Source organism: Pedobacter sp. JY14-1, assembly GCF_029269825.1.
GTDB lineage: Bacteria > Bacteroidota > Bacteroidia > Sphingobacteriales > Sphingobacteriaceae > Pedobacter.
This window is the reverse complement of record NZ_JARJHU010000003.1, coordinates 99,071-123,991: the sequence shown is the minus strand read 5'-3', so window position 1 is coordinate 123,991 and position 24,921 is coordinate 99,071. Positions and strand designations below refer to the sequence as shown.

Annotated in this window: 17 protein-coding genes; 2 read left to right on the top strand and 15 right to left on the bottom strand. The window is 44.4% G+C overall.

The window, feature by feature from the left end:
- Nucleotides 1-20: 20 nt before the first annotated feature.
- From P2W84_RS06550 to P2W84_RS06530, 5 genes are all read right to left on the bottom strand, one after another.
- The gene (locus P2W84_RS06550; protein ID WP_276089319.1) at nt 21-1,619 is read right to left on the bottom strand and encodes a hypothetical protein; all 1,599 of its coding nucleotides are present in this window, start codon (nt 1,617-1,619) and stop codon (nt 21-23) included.
- 93 nt (nt 1,620-1,712) lie between these two features.
- Nucleotides 1,713-2,489, bottom strand: coding sequence for a LuxR C-terminal-related transcriptional regulator (locus P2W84_RS06545; RefSeq protein ID WP_276089318.1), 777 nt, complete (start codon nt 2,487-2,489; stop codon nt 1,713-1,715).
- 188 nt (nt 2,490-2,677) lie between these two features.
- On the bottom strand, nt 2,678-3,019 hold the full coding sequence (locus tag P2W84_RS06540) for a zinc ribbon domain-containing protein YjdM (RefSeq protein WP_276089317.1): 342 nt from the start codon (nt 3,017-3,019) through the stop codon (nt 2,678-2,680).
- A gap of 4 nt (nt 3,020-3,023) precedes the next feature.
- Nucleotides 3,024-3,884 carry a DUF1080 domain-containing protein gene (locus P2W84_RS06535; RefSeq protein WP_276089316.1) on the bottom strand — a complete coding sequence of 287 codons (861 nt, stop codon included), beginning with the start codon at nt 3,882-3,884 and terminating at the stop codon, nt 3,024-3,026.
- A 117-nt stretch (nt 3,885-4,001) separates the two neighbouring features.
- Nucleotides 4,002-5,822, bottom strand: a complete 1,821-nt coding sequence (locus P2W84_RS06530) for a DUF4153 domain-containing protein (protein WP_276089315.1) — start codon at nt 5,820-5,822, stop codon at nt 4,002-4,004.
- A gap of 119 nt (nt 5,823-5,941) precedes the next feature.
- Here P2W84_RS06530 and P2W84_RS06525 point away from each other — a divergent pair, with 119 nt between their 5' ends.
- Both P2W84_RS06525 and P2W84_RS06520 read left to right on the top strand, forming a co-directional pair.
- Entirely contained in the window at nt 5,942-7,987 is a 2,046-nt protein-coding gene (locus P2W84_RS06525; protein WP_276089314.1) for a six-hairpin glycosidase-like protein, read from the top strand.
- Between the two features lie 56 nt (nt 7,988-8,043).
- Entirely contained in the window at nt 8,044-10,032 is a 1,989-nt protein-coding gene (locus P2W84_RS06520; protein ID WP_276089313.1) for a glycoside hydrolase family 97 protein, read from the top strand.
- A 33-nt stretch (nt 10,033-10,065) separates the two neighbouring features.
- Here P2W84_RS06520 and P2W84_RS06515 read toward each other — a convergent pair whose 3' ends face one another.
- The 10 genes from P2W84_RS06515 to P2W84_RS06470 form a co-directional block, all read right to left on the bottom strand.
- Entirely contained in the window at nt 10,066-10,473 is a 408-nt protein-coding gene (locus tag P2W84_RS06515; protein WP_276089312.1) for a hypothetical protein, read from the bottom strand.
- Between the two features lie 130 nt (nt 10,474-10,603).
- A complete protein-coding gene (locus P2W84_RS06510) occupies nt 10,604-13,219 on the bottom strand; it encodes a metallophosphoesterase (protein WP_276089311.1) in 2,616 nt (871 codons plus the stop codon).
- A 30-nt stretch (nt 13,220-13,249) separates the two neighbouring features.
- A complete protein-coding gene (locus P2W84_RS06505) occupies nt 13,250-14,698 on the bottom strand; it encodes a RagB/SusD family nutrient uptake outer membrane protein (protein WP_276089310.1) in 1,449 nt (482 codons plus the stop codon).
- Nucleotides 14,699-14,708: 10 nt separating this feature from the next.
- Entirely contained in the window at nt 14,709-18,065 is a 3,357-nt protein-coding gene (locus P2W84_RS06500; RefSeq protein WP_276089309.1) for a TonB-dependent receptor, read from the bottom strand.
- Nucleotides 18,066-18,327: 262 nt separating this feature from the next.
- Nucleotides 18,328-19,419 (bottom strand): FecR family protein, encoded by a 1,092-nt coding sequence (locus tag P2W84_RS06495; RefSeq protein ID WP_276089308.1) that lies wholly within the window; start codon nt 19,417-19,419, stop codon nt 18,328-18,330.
- Between the two features lie 147 nt (nt 19,420-19,566).
- Complete coding sequence (locus tag P2W84_RS06490) at nt 19,567-20,136, bottom strand: RNA polymerase sigma-70 factor (RefSeq protein WP_276089307.1); 570 nt, start codon at nt 20,134-20,136, stop codon at nt 19,567-19,569.
- Nucleotides 20,137-20,282: 146 nt separating this feature from the next.
- On the bottom strand, nt 20,283-22,037 hold the full coding sequence (locus P2W84_RS06485) for an ATP-binding protein (RefSeq protein WP_276089306.1): 1,755 nt from the start codon (nt 22,035-22,037) through the stop codon (nt 20,283-20,285).
- Nucleotides 22,038-22,059: 22 nt separating this feature from the next.
- On the bottom strand, nt 22,060-23,190 hold the full coding sequence (locus tag P2W84_RS06480) for a sensor protein KdpD (protein WP_276089305.1): 1,131 nt from the start codon (nt 23,188-23,190) through the stop codon (nt 22,060-22,062).
- A 44-nt stretch (nt 23,191-23,234) separates the two neighbouring features.
- Nucleotides 23,235-24,305, bottom strand: coding sequence for a porin (locus P2W84_RS06475; protein WP_276089304.1), 1,071 nt, complete (start codon nt 24,303-24,305; stop codon nt 23,235-23,237).
- Nucleotides 24,306-24,340: 35 nt separating this feature from the next.
- On the bottom strand, nt 24,341-24,907 hold the full coding sequence (locus tag P2W84_RS06470; RefSeq protein WP_276089303.1) for a K(+)-transporting ATPase subunit C: 567 nt from the start codon (nt 24,905-24,907) through the stop codon (nt 24,341-24,343).
- Nucleotides 24,908-24,921 lie beyond the last annotated feature (14 nt).

Genomic DNA, 24,921 nt, shown 5'->3' with positions numbered 1-24,921 from the left:
ACAGCGTTCATAAAGCAGATTTACTGCTTTTTCCCGCTGTTCAAAAGAAACTCACTAAGCTTATTCAATGTCTCCATTGATCGTGCGGCCCTTTGCTTTTCCTTTTCTATTGCGTCCAGTCTTTCCTGTTCCTTCCTTGCAGCAAGTTCTGCTTCCTGACGTTGCTGATCTGCAATTTCCCTGTCTCTTGCCTCCTTGTTCATGAACCAGACGCGGTCAAACTCATTTGGATAGGTAACATCCTTACCGTCCAGTCTCAGCATGACATAATACTTAGATTTAGAACTGCTTTTCAGATACTGCTCGTAAATACTTTTCACAAAAGCCTTATCCTCGGACATCAGAAAGACCTCTGTACTTTTATTGTTTGTAAGTTCATTATAATTAAAATAGCACTCAGCAGTAGAACCACTAGGGGTTTTAAAGCAAAAATCAAATTTGCTGCCATTGGGGTTCGGAACCAGTTTCTGTTTTGTCTTATCAAAGGCTATCTGGTTTACGTAAGTATCCGTTATCGTTTTTGCCACTTCTTCTGGTGTTCCGGATTTATACAGATTAGCCAGATCATCAAACGAGGGGGTAAAGGTATTCTCCAGCCTCGCAGCAATATCCTCTAGTAAAGGATTGACTCTAAGCACGATATCCTTAGCATATGATGAAACCGTTGCTACAACGTTATTGAACTTATAATAATCTGCATCAGATTCGTCATATTCGTCCCGCTCGGTTTCAGGCCACTGCAGAATTCCCAGGCTCTTCTTTAACCTGGAGAATGTGATCGGATCACTACTGTCAATATATATATTTTTCAGCTTCCCGGATACCGATGTATTGATGCTCACGGAGACTGCATTACTGAAGTTATATTTGCATGAATAACTATAAAGCTCGTCTTCAAGGACAAAAGGCAGGTTCTCCTCCTTGTAAAGCAGATTAATTCCCACTTTTTTCATAAATTCTGCAATTGCATATCCTATATCGTCACCATTGTCATGGACATCCAGGTTCTGGGGGTCAAACGAACGGTAATTCTTGGGCACATAATTATATGGTTTAACCAGTTTTATACCCACATCAAAGCTGCGCCCTTTAATTTTACCTTCATCGTCTTCACTAACAAAAACCGAAGAATTTGCTATCTTATTGCCATTTCTATAGGTGGTATCATTATCAGACTGTGAAATTACCGGCCAGCTGGTAAAGACCAGTACTTTTTTTGCTGCCTTAAGACGCTCCACATTACCATCACCTATAGAAAATGAAACCGCCGTAATCTGGTCATTTTCATCGGAAGTGATATTTGCAGTCACATCATGATCAAAAACCAGTTTCCTTGATGTTGAACGAAGATTTAACTGTTTTCCTGATATATCATAATAATAGGATGGCTCTTCCACTATGTCTTTAAGCACCACCTTCACTTTTTTCAACTCGTCGCTCAACGCCTGCAAAGCATCTTCCGGAGCCAGGTTAAAGAAATCTATTTTATTTAAGACAGGTCCTTTAGCCACGGCTAAAGGGGTTTTGGCTTTAGGCACGGCTTTTCTGACCTGTGCATTTAGCTGGCTGGCAGGCATCAACAGCGCAGCTAAGGCCACGGTTAATAACAGATTTTTCATTTTGCTTATATTTAACTATACCCTAATAAATAAATAACTAATCTTCTCCTTAATTGTCAGAAAAAAAATAGCTATCCCTAGCTAATTTAGTCCTCAGACCCAGCCCTCATATAAAGCCTTTCGGACCAGTTCTACCGGAGTTTTAGCATTCGCTTTTTTTAATATATTCTTACGATGTGCATTTACAGTATGAAAACTGATATAAAGCTCCCGTGCGATTTCCTTAGTGCTTTTGTTTTCTACGATCAGCTTTAAGACGGCTCTTTCCCTCCGCGTAAACAAATCGTAGGATTTCGTCAGTGTATTGGTTTCAGTAATATTATAATAGGAAGGCTCCCCATCAAGCCCTATTATCGAAAAGGTAGGTATACCATCTGGCTTTATATGCGAGATATCGGTATCGACGTCCAGTGTACGGTAAAAATTTGATTCATCATACTCTATCTGTACCGCCTGATGCAAGATGCGTACATATTTGTTATTCCTGGCACGAATCCTGAAATCGTACTGCATTTTATAGTTTTGCACTTTATCGTACGGCAAGGCGATGAAGAATTCCGTGATGCGCTGCTCAAACTGCAGAAAGTAAGGCTTATCATCAGGATGCAGCTTATCAATGAAAAAAGCAGTGGTCACCTCCTCGGGTGCATAACCCAGTACCGCAGTAATTCCGGGACTTACAAAATCAAATTCGGCCTGAAAAATATTAAAGACATAGTAGTAATAGCTTCCCGGCTGAAAAAGATTGAGTAACCGTTTGTGCAGGTCAAGCTGTAATTCCAGTTCATACGGACGCCCCGGGTCTTCCTTTACAACAGTATTCCATATCTTCCTGGCATTAAAGTAAAATTGCGTCCCTTGGTCCGACATAAATAAGTATCCCTAATATGTAACCGATCACACTGTTGCACCCGATTTTTCACCCCATATCCGGACAGCCAGCTAAAATTCAATTACAGTATCAAAATACAAATAAATTACAACAATCAAAATTATTGTTACAATTTATTTCTGCAAACAGAATGTGTCGTCGTACTTATTGGATTTTACCTTAGGTTTCAGGCTTTCCTTACAAATTCAGACTTTAATGCCATCGCACCAAAACCATCAATCTTACAATCAATGTTGTGGTCTCCTTCCGTGAGGCGGATATTCTTTACCTTAGTTCCGGCCTTAACCGGGCCCGATGCCCCTTTGACCGGAAGGTTCTTTATTACGATAACGGAATCGCCATTCTGCAGAATATTTCCGTTGGCATCTTTTACCACCAATTCATCCTGTGCTACTGGTTCAGCCGGGTTCCATTCGTAGCTACATTCCGGACAAGCATACAACTCGTCATTCAGATAATAGCCATAAGGTGATCCGCATTGCGGACAATTTTTCATTTCGTCAGACATACTACTATTGTTTAGCCACCCGCTTCTCCGCCATCAACGCCTCAATTACCTTCGCCAGTTTCTTCGGGTCGCGGGAATATTTCTCCAGATTGACGATCTCCACTTTCCGGAATTCAACAGGATGGCTCTCACTTTGGAGCGAAATGGTACCGCTCCTGATCAACTTACCCTCCTTCGATCCGTCAACCGGATCTGTTTGCGGTTTACGGTAGCGCAAAACCTCTTCTCCGTTGACATAGTGGACAACCAGCGAATCTCCCAGCACCAGTGCTTCCACTCTGACCCACTGGTCACCATCATAAGTCTTTGAATTTGAATCCCTGCAATGGGCCGTAATTACCGAATTATCCATGATGTACTGGGTACCCGGCGTGCACACGTTAGCCGTAGATCGCTTGCCCTTACCATTACCTCCCAGTAACTGAACTTCGATCGATACCGGGAAATCCTGGTCCTTTTCCATAGTCGCCGGATCCTGGCCATGGATCATGATCCCGCTGTTACGAAATGCCCAGCCTGGCCCGCCCTTTACCTGGTTGCCAATAAACCGGTATTCTGCCGCAATGAGGTAATAGGAAAATGGCTTTTTATAAAACAGGTGCCCATACTGATCATCAAACTGATCATATTGGTCATAGTTCACTTGTATCTTTCCGTCGGCAACCCGGAACGTATTACCGAAATTCTCATTAAAGGCATGCGTTCTGATCTTAACCGTCCAGTCCTTCAGGTCCTTTCCATTAAAAAGCGGCTCCCATTTCGGACCTCCGCCGGAGGATATGGGAGTAACGGTAAGCGATAAGAGCGGAAGAGCAAGAATAGCTGCGCCCTTTAAAATCAGTGAGATATTTTTCTTCAGGTTCATCAGGTTAAAAATCAAAGATTGCTAATTATAGTCAATTACGCGAATATACCCATAGAAATCCCTTCTATTTTTTTGACTTTTTCAATCCATCAGCTAAGCGGGGAACGCCATGTTTACTTACTTCAACTCCCGAATCAATAAATAACTTTTTGAATTCAGATAGTTCCTGTCATCACTTTCGTGGTCATTATTAAAAGTGCCCTCCAACGATGCAATTACCACAGTATACTCAAATTGCCCCATAACCCGGCTAAAGCGCATTTTTTTTGCCGGATAGTAAAAATGCTGCCGCTCTTCAGCCGGTTTCAGAACTCCGTTCTGGTAATCCTTAGCCGCAGTATTAAAAAGGCCCGAGAGGTCTATATGCAACAGCGTAGTATCACCCGTGCGCACCATTAACTTGCTTCCGCCCCTACTGCCTTCAGTTGTCAGCTTATGACCAGCTACGGTAAATGTTGCGGGTTGCGGATACGTATTCATTTCTATCAGGTAATCGTATCCCTTAATCTTAAGCGGTTTATTTTCATCATTGATCAGCGATAACCCGATACCGGCCTGGTATCTCCTTTCATCCTTTACTTTTAAAATAGCCAGGATGGTATCTACCATTTGCTCCTTTTGTGCATAGCGATAGGACCTTTGCCGGCTTATTTTCGCTTCTATAGCTGCCAGCGGCTCGGTGGTAAAAGGTTGCAGTGATTTCAGGCCATGCACATTGACCAGGTACCGGATTACGGAAGGCTTTTCATACTGGTCGGCAGCCCGGTCAGAAGTCATAAGCTTCCGTAGCCTGGCAAGCTGGGAGCTTTTAGACAGAGAACTGATGCTCTGAGGCCCGTAAACGGTAAGTAAAACCAGAATGCACAAACTAACCGGTATTACCTTAATGTTTTCCTTACCGCTCAGTAGAAAGTATAAGGTAATTCCTGACAGCCATAACGCCAGCACAATAAGGACATACCGGCTTTCAGTGATCCCATAATGATCCACGCGCTTCCAGATAGCCAAAACTAAAAGAATCACCAGCGGGATCAACATGATATAAAAAAAGCGGGAAAAGAGTTTGATCCATTGGTTTCCGTCAGCTTCCTTAACGGGATAGACCAGTAACAATGACAGGATACCAAATACCGCATATCCCAGTATCAGGCTGGAAACGAGTCCCTTTGGCAGTTCCCAAAGCAACAATATCTTGAGTTCATAAACCAGCAGGATGGCCAGGTAAATACTCATAAGCGGAATGAGTACAAATTGAGTAAATACCTTCAGCCCCTTAGGGTAGCTTTTATCTTCTGCCAGGACGTTCAGGTTTACCGCCGGTACGCCGGCCAGAAAAAATAAGGTGTTGAACCCCGCGGTGATCACAGCGAACAACATCAGAAAAGCCTCATCATGGACCTTTACGTTAAACAGCCCCTTCACGGCAAACAAGGCAATAGCCAGCCCGGCAAATAACACTACAGAGTACAAACCCGAGACGAGTATGCGCAGGAAAAGCATTTTGTTATACTGCCAGAAGGCGCCAACATCATCTTTACCAATAAAGGGGGCGAACGCCACCAGCAGGTGGAAGGCAAAGGCCAGTAACGCCGTACGGTAAGCATCAGGAATATTGTCCACAGGTGACAATAAAAAAAACAAACCCAGGCCACATAACACTCCCAGGCAACGGAGGACCCATTTTTTTCCAGGACTGTACCCATTCGCTTCCGCAAACAGATCCAGAGCCAGCAATAAGGTAAGTACCATGTTCGAAACCAAAACGGCCTTGATCAGGTCGTCACGTAAAGCTTCGTTTGCAGTGGTGTGTTGTTCAGACAGATGTATGCAAATACACCAGCATGCAGTGGCAAAAACAGCACACAAGAATTGTAGCGGAAATCTGCGGACAACCATCAGCAGGCCGGCACAGAACTGTTGTACAGAGGGTAGTTTCACAGGACGTTTTGTAGTAAAGATAGCTAATTTAGCTCACCTTATAAATGAAAGCTTCCCCGACACCCGTCATCGGTATCTTTTATCCCGGTGGCATTGAATAATCTTTATCTTTACTTTTGATGACCAACCCAAATTTTACAAAACCGCTGACTTTGTTGCTCGCCATACTGATTGCCGGAGTGGCCAGGCAGGCGACCGCTCAGGATCTGACCCAGCAAAACGAAATATTCTGGCGAACCAATGCCGACCATGGCATTACCTGGAACCTCACAAAAGAAAATCGTTTACCACATGACGACAACCTGGAAATGTCTGGTTCACTTGTATCCGGAATCGTCAGCTATAAGGTCAATAAAACAAAACAGGTCGAAATTACCCGGGATATCATCTTCCCCCAGCTGCGGAAGTACAGCAAATCCAACGAATCCATGTACAGGGCCTATCTGCGCTCGCAGTACACAGACGAAATTTTACCTGTCATAAGCATTGGTGAAAAGAAGTTTGAGACAGGAACGCTCGATTCGATCCGTATCAACGGAAAGATCAGTTTCTATTTCAAGGATCGTGATGGAATCCGTGTCATCAGGACATTTTTCCCATCAATGGACAAACGATGCTTCGTCGAAAAGTGGACGCTGATCAATGCAGGCCCCTCACTACAAAACTTATCCATAGGCGCTACCGAACTCATCCAAAACGAAACCGGCTTTCACGGTCACTACCGCAGAAAGATCATGACAGACGCCAGCCAGGTGGTGGCGATCAAGCCAGGTGAGCAATACAGCTTTGGCGTTTACTTCACGGCCACTCTCAACGAGGAGGCCGACCCAGAGCGTGTGCTCACAATTATTGAGCAGAAGCGCGATCTGTTCCTCGACAGCGTCTCCAAAAACCTGGTGCTGAAATCTCCCGACACCACAATTAACACCTTGTTTTATTTTTCCAAGATCAGGGCAGCAGAAAGCATTTTCAGGTCGCGGCTGGGCCTGGTCCACTCACCCGGCGGTGGCAATTACTATGTCGGCATCTGGGCCAACGACCAGGCGGAATACAGCGGTCCCTTCTTCTCTTACCTCGGTTATCAGAAAGGGATGCAGGCGGCAATGAATGCCTACCGGATATTCCAGGCTAATATCCCGAAAGATGGCGGAAAAATATGGGCTTCCTTTGAACTGGATGTTACCTTTCCCTTCGGCGCAAACGACCGCGGTGACGCAGCGATGATCGCCTTTGGTGCCACCCACTATCTCATGGCCTCTGGCGACCCTAAAAAAGCTGAAGAGATCTGGCCTTTAATCGACTGGTGCCTGGAATACACCCGTAAAAGGATCACTCCAGACGGCGTCGTTGCTTCGGAAAGCGACGAGCTGGAAGGTCGTTTTCCGACCGGATCTGCAAATTTGTCCACCTCGTCGCTTTATTATGGAGCACTGATTCAGGCCGCCAGGCTGGCCAAAGCTATGGGCAAACCGTCATCACTTATTGCTGATTACCAGGCGCGTGCAAAAAACCTTTCACAAGCCATCGAGAGCTACTTCGGCGCAAAAATGGATGGCCTCGATACCTACAAATACTATAAAGAGAACAACACCCTGAGGGCCTGGATATGCCTGCCCCTGGTGGTTGGGATCAATCAGCGCAAGTCGGGCACGCTGGATGCCCTGTTCAATAAATTATGGTCATCAAATGGCGTTCTGACCGAGCTGAAACCCGATGATAATGGTGCTAAAGTCTTCTGGGACAGAGGTACACTGTATGCCTTCAGAGGTGCGTTCAAGGCTGGCGCAGCCGACCGTGCGCTGGAACGGTTAAGCGCTTACGCTACCACCCGACTGACGGGTTTCCGGGTACCCTACGTAGTCGAAGCCTGGCCGGAGAATGGCATGGCACAATTATCGGCAGAGAGCGCACTGTACTGCCGTATTTTCACGGAAGGAGTGCTCGGCATGGAACCGACAGGGTTCAATTCATTCCTGCTGCGACCAGATCTCCCTGGAAAATGGGATCACCTGGAACTGAAAAATATCCGGGCATTCAATACCTCAATAGACATCACCTTGCACAGGGCGAAGGATAAAATCAACTTATTAATGTCTGCTGGCGGAAAGACGATCATCAAGCGCTCAATCAGTAACAATACTGAAGTTGCGGTAACCCTAAGGTAGGTTTTTTTGAACTTGTGTGATCGTTTGCATATTTTAACGACAACAACCAAACCTGGATGAAAACTATCACACCACTGCTCCTGCTGGCGGCATTATTGTCACTCTGCCCGGCGAAAGCCCAGAACAACGTTACCATTAAATCCCCTGATGGCACTATTTCCTTCTACTTTACCCTGACCAAAGACCGGCCATCTTACAAGGTAAACTACAAAGGCCGGCGGGTGATCAATACCTCGGCACTGGGATTGTCTTTTAAGGGCAGCGGTGATATTGCAAAAGATCTTAAGATAATTAAAGTCGAAAGCGGCAACTTCGATGGACCCTACGATCTTGTAGTCGGAAAGACGAAGCATGTCGTGAACAAGTACCGCCAGGCCATCATACAGCTTAGAGAGGAAAAAGGATTAAGGCGATTAATAAACCTTGTTATAAGGGCTTTCAATGATGGGGTCGCTTTCCGTTACGAATTTCCCAGGCAGAACAACTGGGCTGCTTATACCCTTACCGAAGAGCGAACCGAATTTAACGTAGCAGGGAAACCCGACATCAGGGCGCTTCTATTCGACAATTTTGTCAACACACATGAGGGCCCTTATGCCAAAATGCCGTTAAGTGCCCTAAAACCGGAAAGCCTGGTGGATCTGCCACTGCTGATCGAGAATCCGGATAAGACTTATATCGCCATCACCGAAGCCAGCCTCCGCGATTATGCCGGAATGTACCTGACCAATCAGGGGGGCATCCTGACCAGCACATTGTCACCCCTGCCGGGACAAAAAGACATCAAGGTTAAAGCCCAGCTACCACACCGCACACCTTGGCGGGTCATTATGATTGCTGACCGCATCGGCGCGCTGATCGAATCCAACATCCTTACCAGTTTGAATGAGCCTTCAAAGATCAAGGATACGTCCTGGCTAAAACCTGGAAAAACCTCCTTCCATTGGTGGAATGGCGATGTACTACCCGATACCACTTTTGCGCCGGGGATCAACTTCGAAACCAATAAATACTACATCGATTTCTGCGCACGCAATAATATCGAATATCATTCTGTAATTGGCTACGGCGGGGTAGCCTGGTATCCGAATAACTGGTCAAGCTTTGGACAGCCGGGAACCTATGCAGATGTGACGCATTCGGTAGCATCGCTGGATATGAAGCAGATTTGTGACTATGCAAAAAGTAAAGGTGTCGGCATTCACGTCTGGGTTCACTGGAAAGCTTTATACCCGCAATTAGACAGTGCATTTGCCCAGTTCGAAAGGTGGGGGATCAAAGGCATGATGGTAGATTTCCTGGACAGGGACGACCAGATCATGGTAAACATACAAGAAGAGATTTTACAGAAAGCAGCTGACCATCATTTGTTCATCCAGTTTCACGGCGCTTATAAGCCCACGGGTTTAAGCCGAACTTATCCCAACGAATTTACCCGTGAGGGCACCTATAACTACGAACAAAACAAATGGCTGCCAATGGCATTGACACCCGAACATGATCTGGATATTGCGTTCACCCGTTTACTGGCAGGGCCTGCCGATTATCATCTGGGCGGATTTAATGCAGTTCCACCCGCCAAATACAAGCCGCGTTATGTGAAGCCAATGATGATTGGTACACGTTGCCATATGCTGGCCATGTATGTGGTGATGGAAAGTTACCTGCACATGGTGGCCGATCATCCGCAGGCCTATGAAGGACAGCCCGGCTTTGATTTTTTGCAAAAAATACCTACTACCTGGGATGAGACCCGCGTGCTTAATGCCGAAGTCGGCCAGTACCTGACAATAGCACGGCGGCACGGCAATGACTGGTATATCGGCACGATCAATAACAGCACTGCCAGGGATCTGAAAATTCCGCTGAAAATGCTATCCGAAGGTAAATACACCGCCGAACTTTACAGCGATGCAGAAGATGCCGCCGAACAGCCAAACCACCTGTTAAAGGCCATCAGAGAGGTTACCGGCAAAGACGTCCTGAACGTTTCCATCGCCGCAGGCGGCGGGCAGGTAATACGGCTGATTAAAGCCCCCAAATAGATTAGAAGCAAACCAACAGATAAGTATCTGCCATTAATTATGCAGCAATCCGGTTTGCCTGGTAAATTTACTTTCAGTGCTTACCGGCGCGTCAGCAGGATAAGTAATGTAGGTCAGATCCAGCGTATTATCTTTTACCTTATAAACGCAATCCTCATAGAGGAAATTGTGATTTATCAGCGTAATTATGGTCGGCTGGTTAGGGATTACCTCTTCCTGACGGTCTACATTCAATTTCAGGCTATCTCCTTTCACCTTATATGTTCCATATAAGTTAACCGTCGACTCATTGCCGGAGCGCAATGACATTAAAAAATCTCCATTTTCTTTAAATGTCAGTATGCGAATAACCGCTGTGGTTTCCTGCCAGCTCCCAAGGAGTTCCTTCTGCCGTTCAGGAGTGGTTTTTTCTTTCTTGGTGCAGGCTGCAATTGAGGTCATACAAAATAATAGCAGCGCTATATACGGGAGGTTTATTTTAGTTGCTTTCATCAGTTCTTTTATGTTTTCTTTAGTTAAACGAAAGGTATGTAGCAAATGCTACATACCTTTCAGATTTTTAATGCCACAACTAGTCTTCTTTAAACAACAGGAACTTTTCGCCTTTGTAGGTGACACGGTAAAAGTTCTTGCCCTCATTCAACAGGGCTTCAGAATTGCCATCAGCATGCTTCACATCTGTATTGATTATCTTGTGGTCATACAAAGCAGTGATCTTGTCGGCAATGATGGTATGCCCGGTAATAATATGCTTAGCATTGTATTTAGTCAAAAGGCTATCCACGACAGGCTTAACCTTATCTTGCATATTCTCGTCCACATAATATCCCCTGTACCAGAACGGCCCAAATGATTCGCTCATTACCAGGTTGGTATTCTCATCAGGAAATTTGCCATCACCGAGGTTCCTGTCATAATAAGGCCTTGCCAATTTATTGATATCCGCAATGCTCAATGCCGACTGGTTGATCTTCGATGAAAAACCACCATGGGCAAACAGCAGATCACCCACCTTCTCAGCAACATTTTTAGTACGCAACCATTTACCCAGTTCAGTGTCTTTAGCATACAGCTGCATCAGGGATTTACCCATTACCTCAGCACTATGTTTGTATTTGCCCTGCACATATCGGAAATCACCCTGCAGGTTCATAATCTCGTGGTTACCTAATACAAAATGCACCTGCCCACCGGCAGCTTTTGCCTTCTCCTCCAACGAATAAATCAGCCACAAACATTCTGTTACCTGCTCACCCCGGTCAAACATATCACCGGAAAACACCAGGTGCCCATTGTCAAAAATCCAGTTGTAATCCGCATCAATGATCTTGTTGTTTTGCAACAGCATCCGGAACTTATCGAAGTTACCTTCGATATCGGATAGCGCAAATAACTTTTCCGGGCGCACAGACAATTCCGATTCCTGAGTTACTATCTCCTTTTGCAGCGGTACGCTGAACGTTTTGCCCGCCTGGTCTGTCTGCACGGTCAAAACACCAGTCTTAGACTTGCTGAAACTCGCCCCGTTTACCGTGTAGGCTACTTTGCCCTCAGTTTCCTCAAACACATACGGCCCGTCTTTCATTCTGACAAGCTCCTCCTCGATCAGTTTGATCATCGATGCGCCCTTATCCAGATCTGGCCGTTTGGCTGGAGCGAGCCGGTTGCCAAAAGCATCAAAGAACAACAAAGTTGGATAGCTGGTAACATCATAAAACTCCAGGAATGGATCTGTACTACCCCTGCCAGCAGTATACACATGCGTGCTGGTTGTAGAAGCATACTTCCCTTGTTTAATGCTGTTCAGCCATTGCTGCCTGTTCTTATCTGTAGAGACACTCACAAACACCACATTGGTGTCAGCTTTAAACCGTTCTTCAACTTTTTTAAGTTCAGGCGCCATCAATACGCAGCCTGTACATCCGGTAAACCAGAAATCGAAAATGGCGATCTTACCTTTCAGGTTGGTTTTAGTGAAAGGCTTTCCATTGACATCAGTTAAGCTGAAATCCTTCATCCCGGTCAGCTTGGCCTTTCTTCGCCTTTCACGTTCATACTTTCTTACCTCATCCTTATAGCGTTCACCAATTGTGGGATCACTATAGAAGTCTGACAAGATAGCTTCGATTTCAGGCGTAAAACCTGCACCTGCAAGGTGTGCTTTAGGACTGTAAAACATAAATGAAAGCAATTCGCTACGCTGAGGATTCTTGTAAATTTCCTTCGCCAACTGGTAACGGGCTACATATTTGTGCTCACCCGCATCTTTCCCCATCGTAGCGGTATCACTTACCTTCTCAATAAAGAATTTGCCCCCGCGCCTTAAAGCCTCAACTCCCACGCCGTCATACAGATAGAACGGAATTCTTACTCCGGGAGCTTCATGTTTCAACCATTTGGCTGCGTGGCTGTTTAATGTAGTGTCATAAATTGCACATAAGTCCTCATTGGTTAAACCAAATTTATGTTTGAAAACATCTCCTTCACGGACACGCATGCCCATTAACATCCTGAATTTCTCTAATCTGTCATCTTCAGGCTTTTCATAAGCGTATAATTTGACAAGATCGAAAGCCTTCTTTGTCATCCGATTTCGGTATCTGTTCAGAATTAAATCAAAGGCCCTTATTTTTTCATTATAGAATTCGTTCCATTTGAAATATTCTTGCCTGGATTTTGGTGCCACAAGTTTCCATGGCAGGCCCCTGGATTCCAACGTAGCATTTATGCTGTCGTTGACTTTGTTCAGTAAATGAATGAGTTCAAATTTTAAGGCAGCACTTCCCCTAAAGATAGGCGTTCCATTTTCATATCGGATTTCGATGGATTCACCAGGCTCTAAGGGATAGCCAATTCTGCTATTACCCCAAAAAGTGCCGTAGATGTCGATGATGTTTGCGGTCCTGATCTCAAATTGAACTTGTCCTTTTGTGACGGTCTTATTAATAGTCTTCGTCGCCTTCAATTCAAAATCATTAATAAGTAAGCTCGGATAATAGCTTAATTCTATCTCCGCCTTTTTATAAGTCGGTGGAATCTCTCCCTTGATAGTGATAAGTTTAGGTTGCTTTTGCTTATCCTGGATAGGTTTAGCGTTAACGAAATTAAACAAGAAAACAAAAAGACAAAGAAGTAACAGGTGCGAGTTTTTCTCACCCGCAACAATCGGATTATAATGAAAACGCATATTTTTGATTAAATAAGTTAAGAAGTAGATTCAATAGCCCTCATTTTGTTTAAGCCCGGCTATGTCGACATCCTTTTGAGGTATTGGCGCAATAGCTTTATTGTTAGGATAGGTAAGCGTGCCTGGCATGCCCGGCAATACGTCAAGTCTGTTGATACCCATTCCTAGGCGTTGCAAATCATATAACCGAAGATTCTCGAAGCAAAGCTCTTTCCTCCGTTCTTTATAAATAGCATTGATCAACGGCTCTCCACTAGTTGTTATGTCCGATGCTGATGAATCAGCTCGCTTTCTAATCGCGTTAAGGTATTGCCGTGCAGTTTGCTCATCACCTGTTTTAAAGGCTGCTTCAGCAACCATCAAAAACATTTCGGAAGAACGAATAACCGGATCATAATAATCTCCTTCCAAAGCGCCGGGTATTCCCGCTACGCCAGAAGGGAATTTGGTGACGAGCCAGTTACTGCCATTGCTCGTGACCCAGGCACTCCTCGCATCGGTTACGCTTTCCTTTAAGATGCCAGCGATGTCGCTGGTTGCATAGAAGCTCAATAAAGCCCCTTTTAAATAACGTCCAAGAAAAGCTGTGGTGTTAGGATAAGCGCCGCCCGGGGTTGCCTGGAAAATCACTTCAGATCCGCTTTCTGTTTGATGTGAGTAAAGTAAATTGGGATATCCCTTTGCAATAGTCATCAATGGATATTTAACACATAAATCTCTGGCAATGTCTAAAGCTTTCGTATAATCTCCTTTAAAAAGATAGACCCGTGCTAAGATTCCCCTAACTGCGTCAATACCAACATATCTTACATCTGGTGTGGCTGTATTATTCATTAAACTAATCGCTTCATTAAGATCCGTAATGATCGCATCATATACTTGTTTGACACTTTGTCGGCTATAAGGTGCAGAAAGGTTGGATGTGGTAATGTATGGCACGCCTAGATGAGAAGCATCTGGCGTAAATTTATAGGGCTGCGCAAACATATTCACCAGTTTGAAATGCATGATTGCTCTGAAGAAAAGAGCTTGTCCTTTGATATAATCAGCTTTCACTGGGTTTTCTTTCCGATACTTACCTATATCCTCAGTTATAAAACAACTGGCTCTGATAACTCGGTAGTTACGTTGCCAATTAAGAGACATATTTGTTGAAGTAAAATCGGGTGCGTTTCCCCCATATTGATTTTGCATCCATTTGTAATTTGCTATTATATTTGCATCATTCGTGTTAATAGGTTTCAAGTTGTCAGCGACATATTCGGCATAACCTTTTTCGCTAGATCCACCGAACCAATTTGCAGCAAATAAGAGGTACATGCCGTTCAGGTATTCTTCCATGCTATTCAGGTCTCTGACATAATTTTCCCTATATAAAGGGCTAGTAACACTGGCAACGTCCAGAAAACTTTTCTTACAAGAAACAAAACTGTGAATAGAGATTAGCAGTAAGAGGCTGTATAAAATGCGATTTCTCATATGATAAAAATTAAAATGAAATATTAAGGCCGGCACTGTAAATCCTGGCCTGAGGATATAAAAGACCCTGTCCGCTGCTTCCAAAAGCGTTAATGTTTTCAGGATCGGAGCCTGAGTATTTGGTCCACAAGGCCAAGTTGTTACCCTGCACAAATAAGTTCAGACCGTCTATGTGCAAATGTTTAAGCACAGCGGAAGGAGCTGCATAACCCAGCCGAACATTACTTAAGCGGATAAAGTCGCCATCTAAAAAATAACGCGTTGATGGATTGGTACCAAAATCGACCGGAACCCCATCATAACCCGCCATGAACAGCCTGCGTGGATTAACGGCATTATTGCCTTGCGCCTTCCAATGATTCAATGCGGCAATACTCTGATTAATATAAGGGTCTAGCGCATCATTCTGGAACTTATTGCCGACCCGGATGGTTGAACCGTATGACCCGTAAATACTAAATGATAAACTGTATGATTTATAGGTAATCGTATTGGTCATGCTTGCAATCCCGTCAGGCTGTGCTTTGCCGACACGCTGCAGATACAGGTTAGCATATTCAACGGTAACATTTTGGCTTTTGTCCAGCCATTGAGGCTTTCCGGTTGTTGGATCTACACCGGCCCAAACCGGAGCATAGAAAGAATTGTACTCTTCCCCAACCTTATTGACCGTTCCTCCCATATTTGTTTCAGGATAAAAAGACTTGGTCAATTTATTGGTGTTCCGACTCCAATTGACATTTACGTTCCAAGCAAACTCCTTTAAGCGTAAAATATCCGCTGACAAAGAAATTTCTACACCCTTATTCTGCATGTCGCCGATATTAGCCCAATACGTAGTGAATCCTCCTGTGAATCCCATGGGAACCATTGCAATGAAGTTTTGAGTGTTCCTTTGATACAAATCAGTTGTAATAGTGACACGATTATTGAACAATCGTAAATCGACACCTGCATCCCAAGTAAAGGTAGATTCCCATTTTATTCCTGAATTTCCAGGCGGAACATCGGTCGCTTGCGGTGTGACCACAGGATTACCTAAAAAGATACCGGGTACGATCTGATTCAACCTATAGGTGTCTTTAATAGCAGAAGAATTCCCTGCAGGACCAAAGCTACCCCGTAACTTGAGGTAATTTAGCCAAGAATATTTATTCTTAAGAAAGGCCTCTTCACTCAAAACATAAGCTACTCCAGCTGACCAAAACGTACCAAATTTATTGCTGGCTCCAAATCTTGATGATCCGTCCCTCCTGATAGATCCGGTAGCAAAATATCTATCCTTAAAACCATAGTTCAATTGACTAAAATATGAAACACTGTTTTGTTTGCCGCTGGTTTGTCCTCCGTTAAAAGTACTTCCTCCGCCTGTCACATCCTCCAAGGTTGGATTATTCGGAAACCCCGTTAATACTGCATATGCTTCTGTGTTTTCAAACATCTGTGTTTCCTGGCCCAACAATATGTTCACCGAGTGATCTTCATCAAAGGATTTGTTGAAGGCAAGCGTGTTTGTCAGGATTATATTTGAAGTCCTCTTGCTATTCCTTTCTATCTTCCCATCTGTCATTGGATATCCGTAGTCATCAGGATAAGCTACTTTTGGATAACTTTTTATTTTTTCTTCGTTCAGCATAAAGTCAAATCCCAAAGAAGAAGAAAGGGTAAAGTATTTAAAAAATTTTCCCTCAAGATATCCTCTGCTCAAAGCCCTGTATGCCGTATTTCTATTGGTGTTGAGCGACACGACCGCAAACGGGCTGGAAGTTTCCAGTCCATTTTGTATTCCTGAGGCCCCATAATTGAAATTATATATCAGTCTTCCGTTTTCATCGTAAATTGGATTTAACGGGGACATGAACTGGGCTTTTTCAATTAAATTCGGATCGGAATAATCTTGTATGTTATGCGATAATGTGGTGTTGAACCCATATTTAAACCAATTTGAAGGCCTGCCTTCATAATTAATTCTAAAAGAGTTCCGTACATATCCCGAATTTCTGATAACGCCTTTTTCGTCAGTACGTTCCAGACTAACATAAAAGTTTTCTTTTTGCGACCCACCGGAGATGGAAAAATTTGTACTGTTGGTTATAGCCGCTTTATTGGAAATGGCATCTAACCAATTGACCTGTGGATAAAAACTACCATCCGAGCGCGTCGGAAACTTTTGTTTAAGTGAGTCGATTACCTGTACACGTGTAGCATCGGGATAGGAATTTCTGTAGGTTTCCACAAACAGATCAATATATTGCTGCTGATTCAGCATCTTCACCTCATTGTTTTCTCTGTTTGCAATATCTGTCTGTTGGGAAAACGTGAACCTCGTTTTACCTATTTTACCCTTTTTTGTAGTGACAAGGATTACACCATTGCTGGCTTTGGAACCATAAAGCGCTATAGCAGACGCATCTTTCAAAATTGATATAGATTCAATATCGTTTGGATTGAGTTGTGCTAAAGGGTTGCTTACTAAGGAAAGTTGATCGGAACCAGCTCTATTCGTTATCGACGGCACTTGTGTCACAGGAACACCGTCAACTACAATAAGCGGGTTGCGCACAGGATTGCCCAAAGACGGATCTCCTCCTGTAGCAATACCCCTTAACATAAAATTAGAAACACCACCCCCAGGCTGCCCGCTGCCTTTGGTCACTACCAGCCCCGGAACCATTCCCTGCAAACTCTTATCGAAGCTTCTGTTCGGCAATCCCTGTATCTGATCCCCGGTAACAACTGTAACAGCACCGGTAATTGACTTCTGCTGTTGCCTGCCATAAGCCACTACAACTTCATTTAGCTCAGCAGATTTTAGCTCAAGCCTCACCGTCATATTTTCCTCGATGGCGACTTCCTTATCCTGATAGCCAACATAAGAAATGATCAATCGATCTTTATAATCAGGCCGTATCAAATGAAATTGACCTTTCGCATCAGTAATGACCACATTCTTAGTCCCCTTCACCCTCACCGTCGCCCCCGCAAGTGGATTCCCCTTTTCATCCAAAACCACCCCTTCAGCATCCTCTGGCGGCGTAAACGCATCCACCACTTTTTCCAGAAAGGACGGCGCTAACCGTTTTGAAACAGTTACAATTTTATCCGCGAGGGTAAACTCAATGGGTTGATCTTTAAAAATCTGCTCCAGTGCATCCTTCAACGCTACGTTTCTCACTTCAATCGTTACTGGCTTTACGTCTTTTAGTGTCCTGGCAGAAACGAAAAAGGCATATCCCGTTTGGGCGGTAATCTTTTTGAACACCTTGGTTAGTGGCGTATTTCGTTCTGACAGCGTGATCTTTTGTGCCAAAGCACCCGCACTCACCTGCATAATACTCATCAGGATCAGAAATGTGGCCAGCTTCATTGTTAATAATAGTTTATGAATATGCCTTCGGAGCATATCCGGTTTGCTTGTTAGATTTTGATACATCCGTCGTTTGGTTTTGACAAACCCTTAGCGGCCGACGAGACCTGCCAACATTGCATTCATCCACAATATTGCCTAAGTTTGTTTGTCTGGTTATTAGTTTATTAAGTTCACAGCTTTGATCAACATGACCCAGATTCGGCCAGTTGTGTTCCACCACATCTGGCTTCTTTTTTCAGGATCATGGAAGAGAAAGTTTCTATCTCACCATTATCCTCCTTCCTTCTACAGTAAGTTTAACCGATCTGGACAGCTGCATCACTTTGATGGTTTTTGCCAGATCAAATGAACGGGGAATTTTCCCGGTAAATGTTTCTGTTGTAGCCGGGCCGTCAAACACTACGTCGACATCATACCAGCGTGAAATCTGGCGCATCACCGTCTGAATGTCCGCATCTGTAAAATCAAAATAACCGACTTTCCAGGAAACCACTTCGTCCGCATCAACCTCACGCAGGCTAATATTTGATCCTTTCAGCTGTGCCTGCTGCCCTGGTTTAATAATTTTACTGGTATTACCAGAAACAACGCGCACCGATCCTTCCAGCAAGGTAGTAGCAACAGCACTTTCGTTTGCATAGGCGTTAATGTTGAAATGAGTACCCAAAACTTCAACCGTTTGACCCTCAGACTTAACCCGGAATGGCCTGGCAGCATTGTGCGCAACCTCAAAATAGATCTCTCCGGTAATTTCCACCTCTCTCGTATTACCAGTAAAAGCCGATGGATAAGTGATTGATGAGGCTGCATTTAACCAAACCCCTGTGCCATCCGCCAAAACAAGGTGATACTGGCCACCGCGTGGCGTTGTCATGGTGTTCATTACTGCTCCCGAACTGCTTTCTCTGCCATAAACTACTTTACCATCGGCAGTCTTGCTTATCGTTGTATTTCCCTGGGCAGCCAGTTTACCGTTCCCCGCATCGTCCAGAACAATTTTCTGTCCTCCAGAAAGTGTCAGCACAGCTTTGTTTCCGCCAGGCTTAAATTGTTCCATCTGCGCGAAAGCAGTTTCTGCTGCAGGAGATTTGCGATAGATAATAAAGTACAATCCCAAAGACAATACAATTACGGTCGAGGCAGCAATCATCAATTTCGGCCAGATCGAAACTTTGCGCTGGCTGTCTATTTTAGCCCTTAACAAATTAAACTGTTCCTCTTTGTTCTTATGACGCAATTCCTCTGTCAGCCCATCCGTATAACCCGGGTCATTTTCAAATGTGTCATACCAGGCAATCAGTTCCTGCATGCCCTGCTCAGATATATTGCCCTCCTGAAATTGCTTGAGCAAGTTTTTTATAGATTGATCTTGTTCATCCATTTTGTAGCCTTCTTACAGGTATACTTCAAAAATGGGCGCGCAGGTGCTACTCTGAATTGGGAAATTCCTACAACATACTGATTTACAGTAGAATAATTTTTGTTATTAAGTGAAGGCTTATCGGTGAAGTCCCAGAAATAACAGAAATGCCATCAGATCCATGCGATGGCTGCCAAGTTCGGTACGCAAAATACCCATAGCTTTGGTAATGTGTTTTTTCACCGTACTTACTGAAATCTGCAGCCTGTCAGCGATGTCCTGGTGAGACAAATGCTCAAACCTGCTGAGCACAAAAACTTCACGGCATTTCTCCGGCAGTTTATCTGTAGCCAGGTAAATCTTTTGCTGCAGCTGCTTGGCCTCCAGCAACTCGTCCGGTAAAGCGGGAATAATCTGATTACTTGCGATGAGGTCATTGAGCACCATGACATGGCTTTCACGCGCATAATACGCGCGAAACACCTGATTGCGCACGGCAGTTCTCAGATAACTTTCCAGAGTAGACTTAGGTTGTACCTTCTGTCTGCGAATAAACAGGGAAACAAAAACGTCCTGAACAATCTCTTCCGATAGCTCACGAGATTTTAGACGTTTGTAAGCACTGTCAATTAATAAATCCCAGTATCTGTTATAGATTTCAGCGAAAGCGGCACGATCATCCTGATGCCGGATTAAATCCAACAGCATTTCGTCAGTCCAGTTTTTTGATGAATACATTGCCATTTCCCTACTGCAAGTTAGCGATTTACAGACAAAATTCTGTAAAAGCCAATATACGAAACCACAAAGTACTGTTATCTTATTGTTAAGGATGATAGCGCCCTCATAGGATCTTATTCCGCCACAGGGAGCAGAAAACAAAACCTGCTACCTTCGCCTATTGCACTTTCTACCCAAATTTTTCCGCCTTCAGCTTCAATGAAGTCCTTGGAAATGGCAAGACCAAGGCCTGAACCAGATTTGTTATTACCATCTGTAGGCACCTGGAAATACCGGTCAAATAAACGTTTTTGATACTGCTCGTCAATTCCTTTACCAAAATCACGTACCGAAAATTCAATGCTGTTTCCTGATTCAGTGATTTGAATTACCACCCTGGACTTCGGGGGGCTGTAACGCAGGGCGTTGGACAGAAAATTAACGAGTACCCATGCGGTTTTCTCGGTATCTACATAAACCTTCGGCAAATCGTTTCTGCTGATCAGCTCCAGTTCAATCTGCTTCTGTTCAGCCTGGAACCGGACAGTATCCATAGCATAAATGGCCACCTTTCTCGGATCTGATTTTACGAAATTCAGTTGCAGGTTTCCCGTTTCCACCTGAGACAGGTCTAGCAGCTCACTGGTAATTTTCAGGAGCCGACCGCAATCCTCCTTTATGTGCTGAAGCAGTTCCTTTTGCTCCGTATTCATTTCACCAATGCGCTCATCATCCAGTAGCTTCACACTCATTTTGATAGAGGAAATCGGAGTTTTAAGCTCATGAGAAACCGTCGCAATGAAATTTGTCTTGGCCTCGTCCAGCTCTTTATATTCGGTGATATTCTTTAGAATGTACACTTCGCCGGCGGTTCTGAGCGAGTTGCTGATCGCTTTCTCTTCCTGATCTTCAAAAGATGGCACCATGATTTCGCGACGCTCCAGTTTAAAGTAAGATTCTTTCCCGTCTGCATAGATTTTCAATGGCTTGTCATTACTATTCGACCGGATTATGTTCCTCAACAGGTCATTATTATTCATCAACTCCCTGGCATCTGCGCCTACCACGTCTTTCTCATGCACATTCAGCAACTGACTGGCTACCTGATTCAGGAAAAGAATTTCCTTTTGTTCATTTAACCCTATAATGGCGTCCTGCATCTGCCCTATGATCGCTTCGATCCTGAGCTTTTCAGACTGAAGTTTAGCCAGGTTACTGTTTTCCCATTTGTTAAGCTGACTGGCCATGGTATTGAACTCTTCAGCCAGCTCCGCAAATTCGTCATTACCTTTAAATTCCAGTCGCTGCTTATAATTTTTACGGCTGATGGCCTTAATCGCTTCGGAAAACTCCCGAAGCGGATTGGCAACAAAACCAGGAAAATTAACACTGAAGGAGAAAAGGATAATAAAACAAAGTGAGGCGGCAAAGATCAGGTAAGTGGCTGATCTTTCCACATGATATTGTGCCGCATCATTTTTTCTGACAATCGCTTTCATGTTCACTTCATCAATGACCCTGAGCTGCAGGTGAATTTCCCTGAGCGCTTCTTTCTGTACGGAGAGATCAGCGCCTGGCCGTGTTAGCCGGCGAAACGACCCGGCCAGTGCGGCTACAGCCTTCCCTTCACCTTCTTCGGTAATATTTTTCTCTTCGAGCCTGATTTGTTCAGACAACTGATCTATAGCAGCGGGGCTTAGCGGCAGCTCGTTATCATCCAGCATGCTTCTGATTTCCCGGGCATATTTTAGACTCTCATAATTATCCTTTAATATGACCTTAGCACTCGAAGAGATCTTGTTCATGTAGTACAAGGATATGCCCCCAAAAGCGATGACGACCAGGAATAAAAACCCGAATCCGAGGCGCAGTTTTGTTTTTATCTTCATGAGATTTTAATTCTAATTTACTTTAGGACAGGATGACCAGATCTGTTTCTGTTTGGGCGATGTTCTTCAGGAGCTTATTGAATATAGCCGTTCGCAGGATCACCAGGAATAAGCTTAGATGCGGCTTTCCAATGCAGATAGTAGTAACTTCTTTCTCGGCAGCAATCTTAGTGATGGTTTCAGTGACGTCTTCACTTTTTATTTTTAAAACTTCGGCGCCAAGCTCCGTGGCCAGCTTGAAATTGTTGATCAGGTGCCGCTGCAGATCCAGCTTGATCCGGTTGCCTCCTTCCTTGCTCCGCTGCACATATAATACGATCCAGGGTGAACGGTAATACGACGCCAACCGGGCGGTTTTGCGGATGATGACCTTTGCAGTTTCATGATTAGTCGAAATACAGGCGAGAAATTTTTCTGGCCGAAGCTTCACTTGTTTGGGTACCTCGATATTGATCTTCCTTTCCAGGTGATGCGCTACTTCTTTCAACGCCATCTCTCTTAGTTGCAGGATACGCTCAGGTTGAAAAAAATTGTCCAGCGCCCTTTTAATCTTGGTCTGGTCATAGATTTTCCCGGCTTTCAGCCTGTCAATGAGCTCATCTGCCGTCAGGTCAATATTGACGATCTCATCCGCTGTCTCCAGGATTTTATCAGGAACACGTTCAGTGATTGGGATACCGGTGATGGTCTCGATCTCTTCGTTCATACTTTCCAGGTGCTGGATGTTCACTGCCGATATCACACTGATTCCAGCGTCCAGAATATCTGCCACATCCTGCCACCGTTTTCCGTTTTTGCTACCTTCTACGTTGCTGTGTGCAAGTTCGTCCACGATCACCACTTCAGGATGCAGGTTGATGATGGCCTGCACGTCCATCTCCTCGAGTTCCTTACCCTTATAAAAGAGCTTTCTCCTCGGGATCAATGGAATGCCCGCCAACAAAGCGTGTGTTTCAACCCGGTTGTGTGTTTCGATATAACCGATTTGTATATCTATACCGCTTTTGAGCAGGGCATGGGCCTCCTGAAGCATGCGATAGGTCTTACCGACTCCGGCACTCATACCGATGTACACTTTGAATTTCCCCCGCCTGGATTTTTTAACCAGCTCCAGAAATTTCCGGACCGATCCTGCTTTGTCGTCCTGCTCCATAACTTATTTTACCATGCTAAAATTACATAACCTTTTTCTACGAATTAAAACGATACCGCAATACTTGCAGTCAGCGCCGCGTTGTTATCCACCGGGTTCTGGTCCCGGACAAAGATCTGGTCTTTACTGCTATACATTTTACCTTCCAGGCGGATTACGGCATTACTGATCGGGGCATAATCAAAATTTAATGAATATCCCATTGTCCTGAAACCATTTGGTGTTCCGGTTGCCACCAGCATTCCATGTCTATCCTCGTAATATTCAACCCGTCCAGCCACGGCCCATTTATCAGTGATCTTGTACTGCGCGATGGCAACAGGAGACAGTACTTCATTTTTATCGCTGCTTCCTTTTGCTTGCTGCTGGGTCCCGTAATCAAACCCAACGGTCAACCCAAATTGATGTGTCAGCTGGAATATGCCATATACATTATGATAAAAACGTCTGACGCGGACCGAATCAGCACCTTCCGTACCCAGGTAGTTACTGTAATTGACAGTGATTTTTCCTGTCGGTTTCCAGGTCAGCTGTAAACCACCGGCCGGTTGGCTGTTCCCGTTCTGACGGGTAATCCGCTGCCAACCATTCAGGTAGAAAGCAGCGGCAGTAAACTTGCCATCATTGGTACCGTAGGTTAGTTTTGCGCCAGACTCATAGTATGGCGTATTTTCAGAGGAAATGTTTCTGGTCAATACCCACCAGTCTTTCGAAATTGCACTTTCAAAACCAATATGAGAAGAGAAGATCCCCCCGTCAAGCCATAGGTTGGCAGATTTTGAAAGTTTCAGCCCTGCGTTTGCTTCAAAAATGTTTTTCAGCACACCTGGCTCCACGGCAAGGTTTGCATTTGCATAAGTTCCGGCCATTACCGCAAGATTTGCCCTGACCATTCCATTTTCATAGCTGCCTTTTATAAAACCCAGATTCAGGTTGAACTCATTATGACGGTTATGGGAATAGATAAAGCCCGGCCGGTTGTTATCGGAAGGTTTGTTAAAATCATAACCAAAATAAGTCTCCAGGTATCCACTCACTTTGATCCTTGGTTCTTCCTGACCGTAGGCTATAGATCCTGTCGTTAATGCCGCAGCCAGCACTAATATTCTTTTCATATATATCGTAATTATCATTCTGTAAATGAACTTCTCTATTTTTTTAATTCGTCTAAGGCAAGGTTGAGCTTCAACACGTTAACTGAAGTTGGACCAAACATACCCCATAGTGGGCCCTGCGTGTTTTTAACTACCAGTTCCACCACTGTTTTTTCGTCTAAATTTCTTGCAGCCGCTACTCTTCTGATTTGTATGATAGCCCCTTGCTCTGAAATATTGGGATCGAGTCCGCTTCCGGATGCAGTAACCATATCAGCCGGGATATCCGCTTTTTTAATGGTTGGATTGTATTTCAACAGGGTGTCGATCCGGTCGGAAACCTGTTGCAAATAATCGGGGTTTGACGGGCCTTTGTTCGATCCTGCCGATCCTGCTGCATTGTATCCAACAGCAGATGGCCTGCCCCAGAAATATTCCGGTTTGGTGAAAGACTGGCCGAGCAGGGCATAACCCACCACTTTCCCGTTTTTAGTGAGTTTTTCACCACCGCCATTACCTTCAGCGAAGCCTCCTGCAAAAGCAACGATTAGCGGATAGATAACGCAAAGCAATACCATTAACACTGCAGTTAAGCGTATAGATTGTAAAATGTATTTTTTCATGATTTCCTATTTTT

What these genes read in the sequence shown, in the direction of transcription:
- P2W84_RS06550 (WP_276089319.1), bottom strand. Translation starts at nt 1,619, where the DNA reads ATGAAAAATCTGTTATTAACCGTGGCCTTAGCTGCGCTGTTGATGCCT.
- P2W84_RS06545 (WP_276089318.1), bottom strand. Translation starts at nt 2,489, where the DNA reads ATGTCGGACCAAGGGACGCAATTTTACTTTAATGCCAGGAAGATATGG.
- P2W84_RS06540 (WP_276089317.1), bottom strand. Translation starts at nt 3,019, where the DNA reads ATGTCTGACGAAATGAAAAATTGTCCGCAATGCGGATCACCTTATGGC.
- P2W84_RS06535 (WP_276089316.1), bottom strand. Translation starts at nt 3,884, where the DNA reads ATGAACCTGAAGAAAAATATCTCACTGATTTTAAAGGGCGCAGCTATT.
- P2W84_RS06525 (WP_276089314.1), top strand. Translation starts at nt 5,942, where the DNA reads ATGACCAACCCAAATTTTACAAAACCGCTGACTTTGTTGCTCGCCATA.
- P2W84_RS06520 (WP_276089313.1), top strand. Translation starts at nt 8,044, where the DNA reads ATGAAAACTATCACACCACTGCTCCTGCTGGCGGCATTATTGTCACTC.
- P2W84_RS06515 (WP_276089312.1), bottom strand. Translation starts at nt 10,473, where the DNA reads ATGACCTCAATTGCAGCCTGCACCAAGAAAGAAAAAACCACTCCTGAA.
- P2W84_RS06510 (WP_276089311.1), bottom strand. Translation starts at nt 13,219, where the DNA reads ATGCGTTTTCATTATAATCCGATTGTTGCGGGTGAGAAAAACTCGCAC.
- P2W84_RS06505 (WP_276089310.1), bottom strand. Translation starts at nt 14,698, where the DNA reads ATGAGAAATCGCATTTTATACAGCCTCTTACTGCTAATCTCTATTCAC.
- P2W84_RS06500 (WP_276089309.1), bottom strand. Translation starts at nt 18,065, where the DNA reads ATGAAGCTGGCCACATTTCTGATCCTGATGAGTATTATGCAGGTGAGT.
- P2W84_RS06490 (WP_276089307.1), bottom strand. Translation starts at nt 20,136, where the DNA reads ATGCTGTTGGATTTAATCCGGCATCAGGATGATCGTGCCGCTTTCGCT.
- P2W84_RS06485 (WP_276089306.1), bottom strand. Translation starts at nt 22,037, where the DNA reads ATGAAGATAAAAACAAAACTGCGCCTCGGATTCGGGTTTTTATTCCTG.
- P2W84_RS06480 (WP_276089305.1), bottom strand. Translation starts at nt 23,190, where the DNA reads ATGGAGCAGGACGACAAAGCAGGATCGGTCCGGAAATTTCTGGAGCTG.
- P2W84_RS06475 (WP_276089304.1), bottom strand. Translation starts at nt 24,305, where the DNA reads ATGAAAAGAATATTAGTGCTGGCTGCGGCATTAACGACAGGATCTATA.
- P2W84_RS06470 (WP_276089303.1), bottom strand. Translation starts at nt 24,907, where the DNA reads ATGAAAAAATACATTTTACAATCTATACGCTTAACTGCAGTGTTAATG.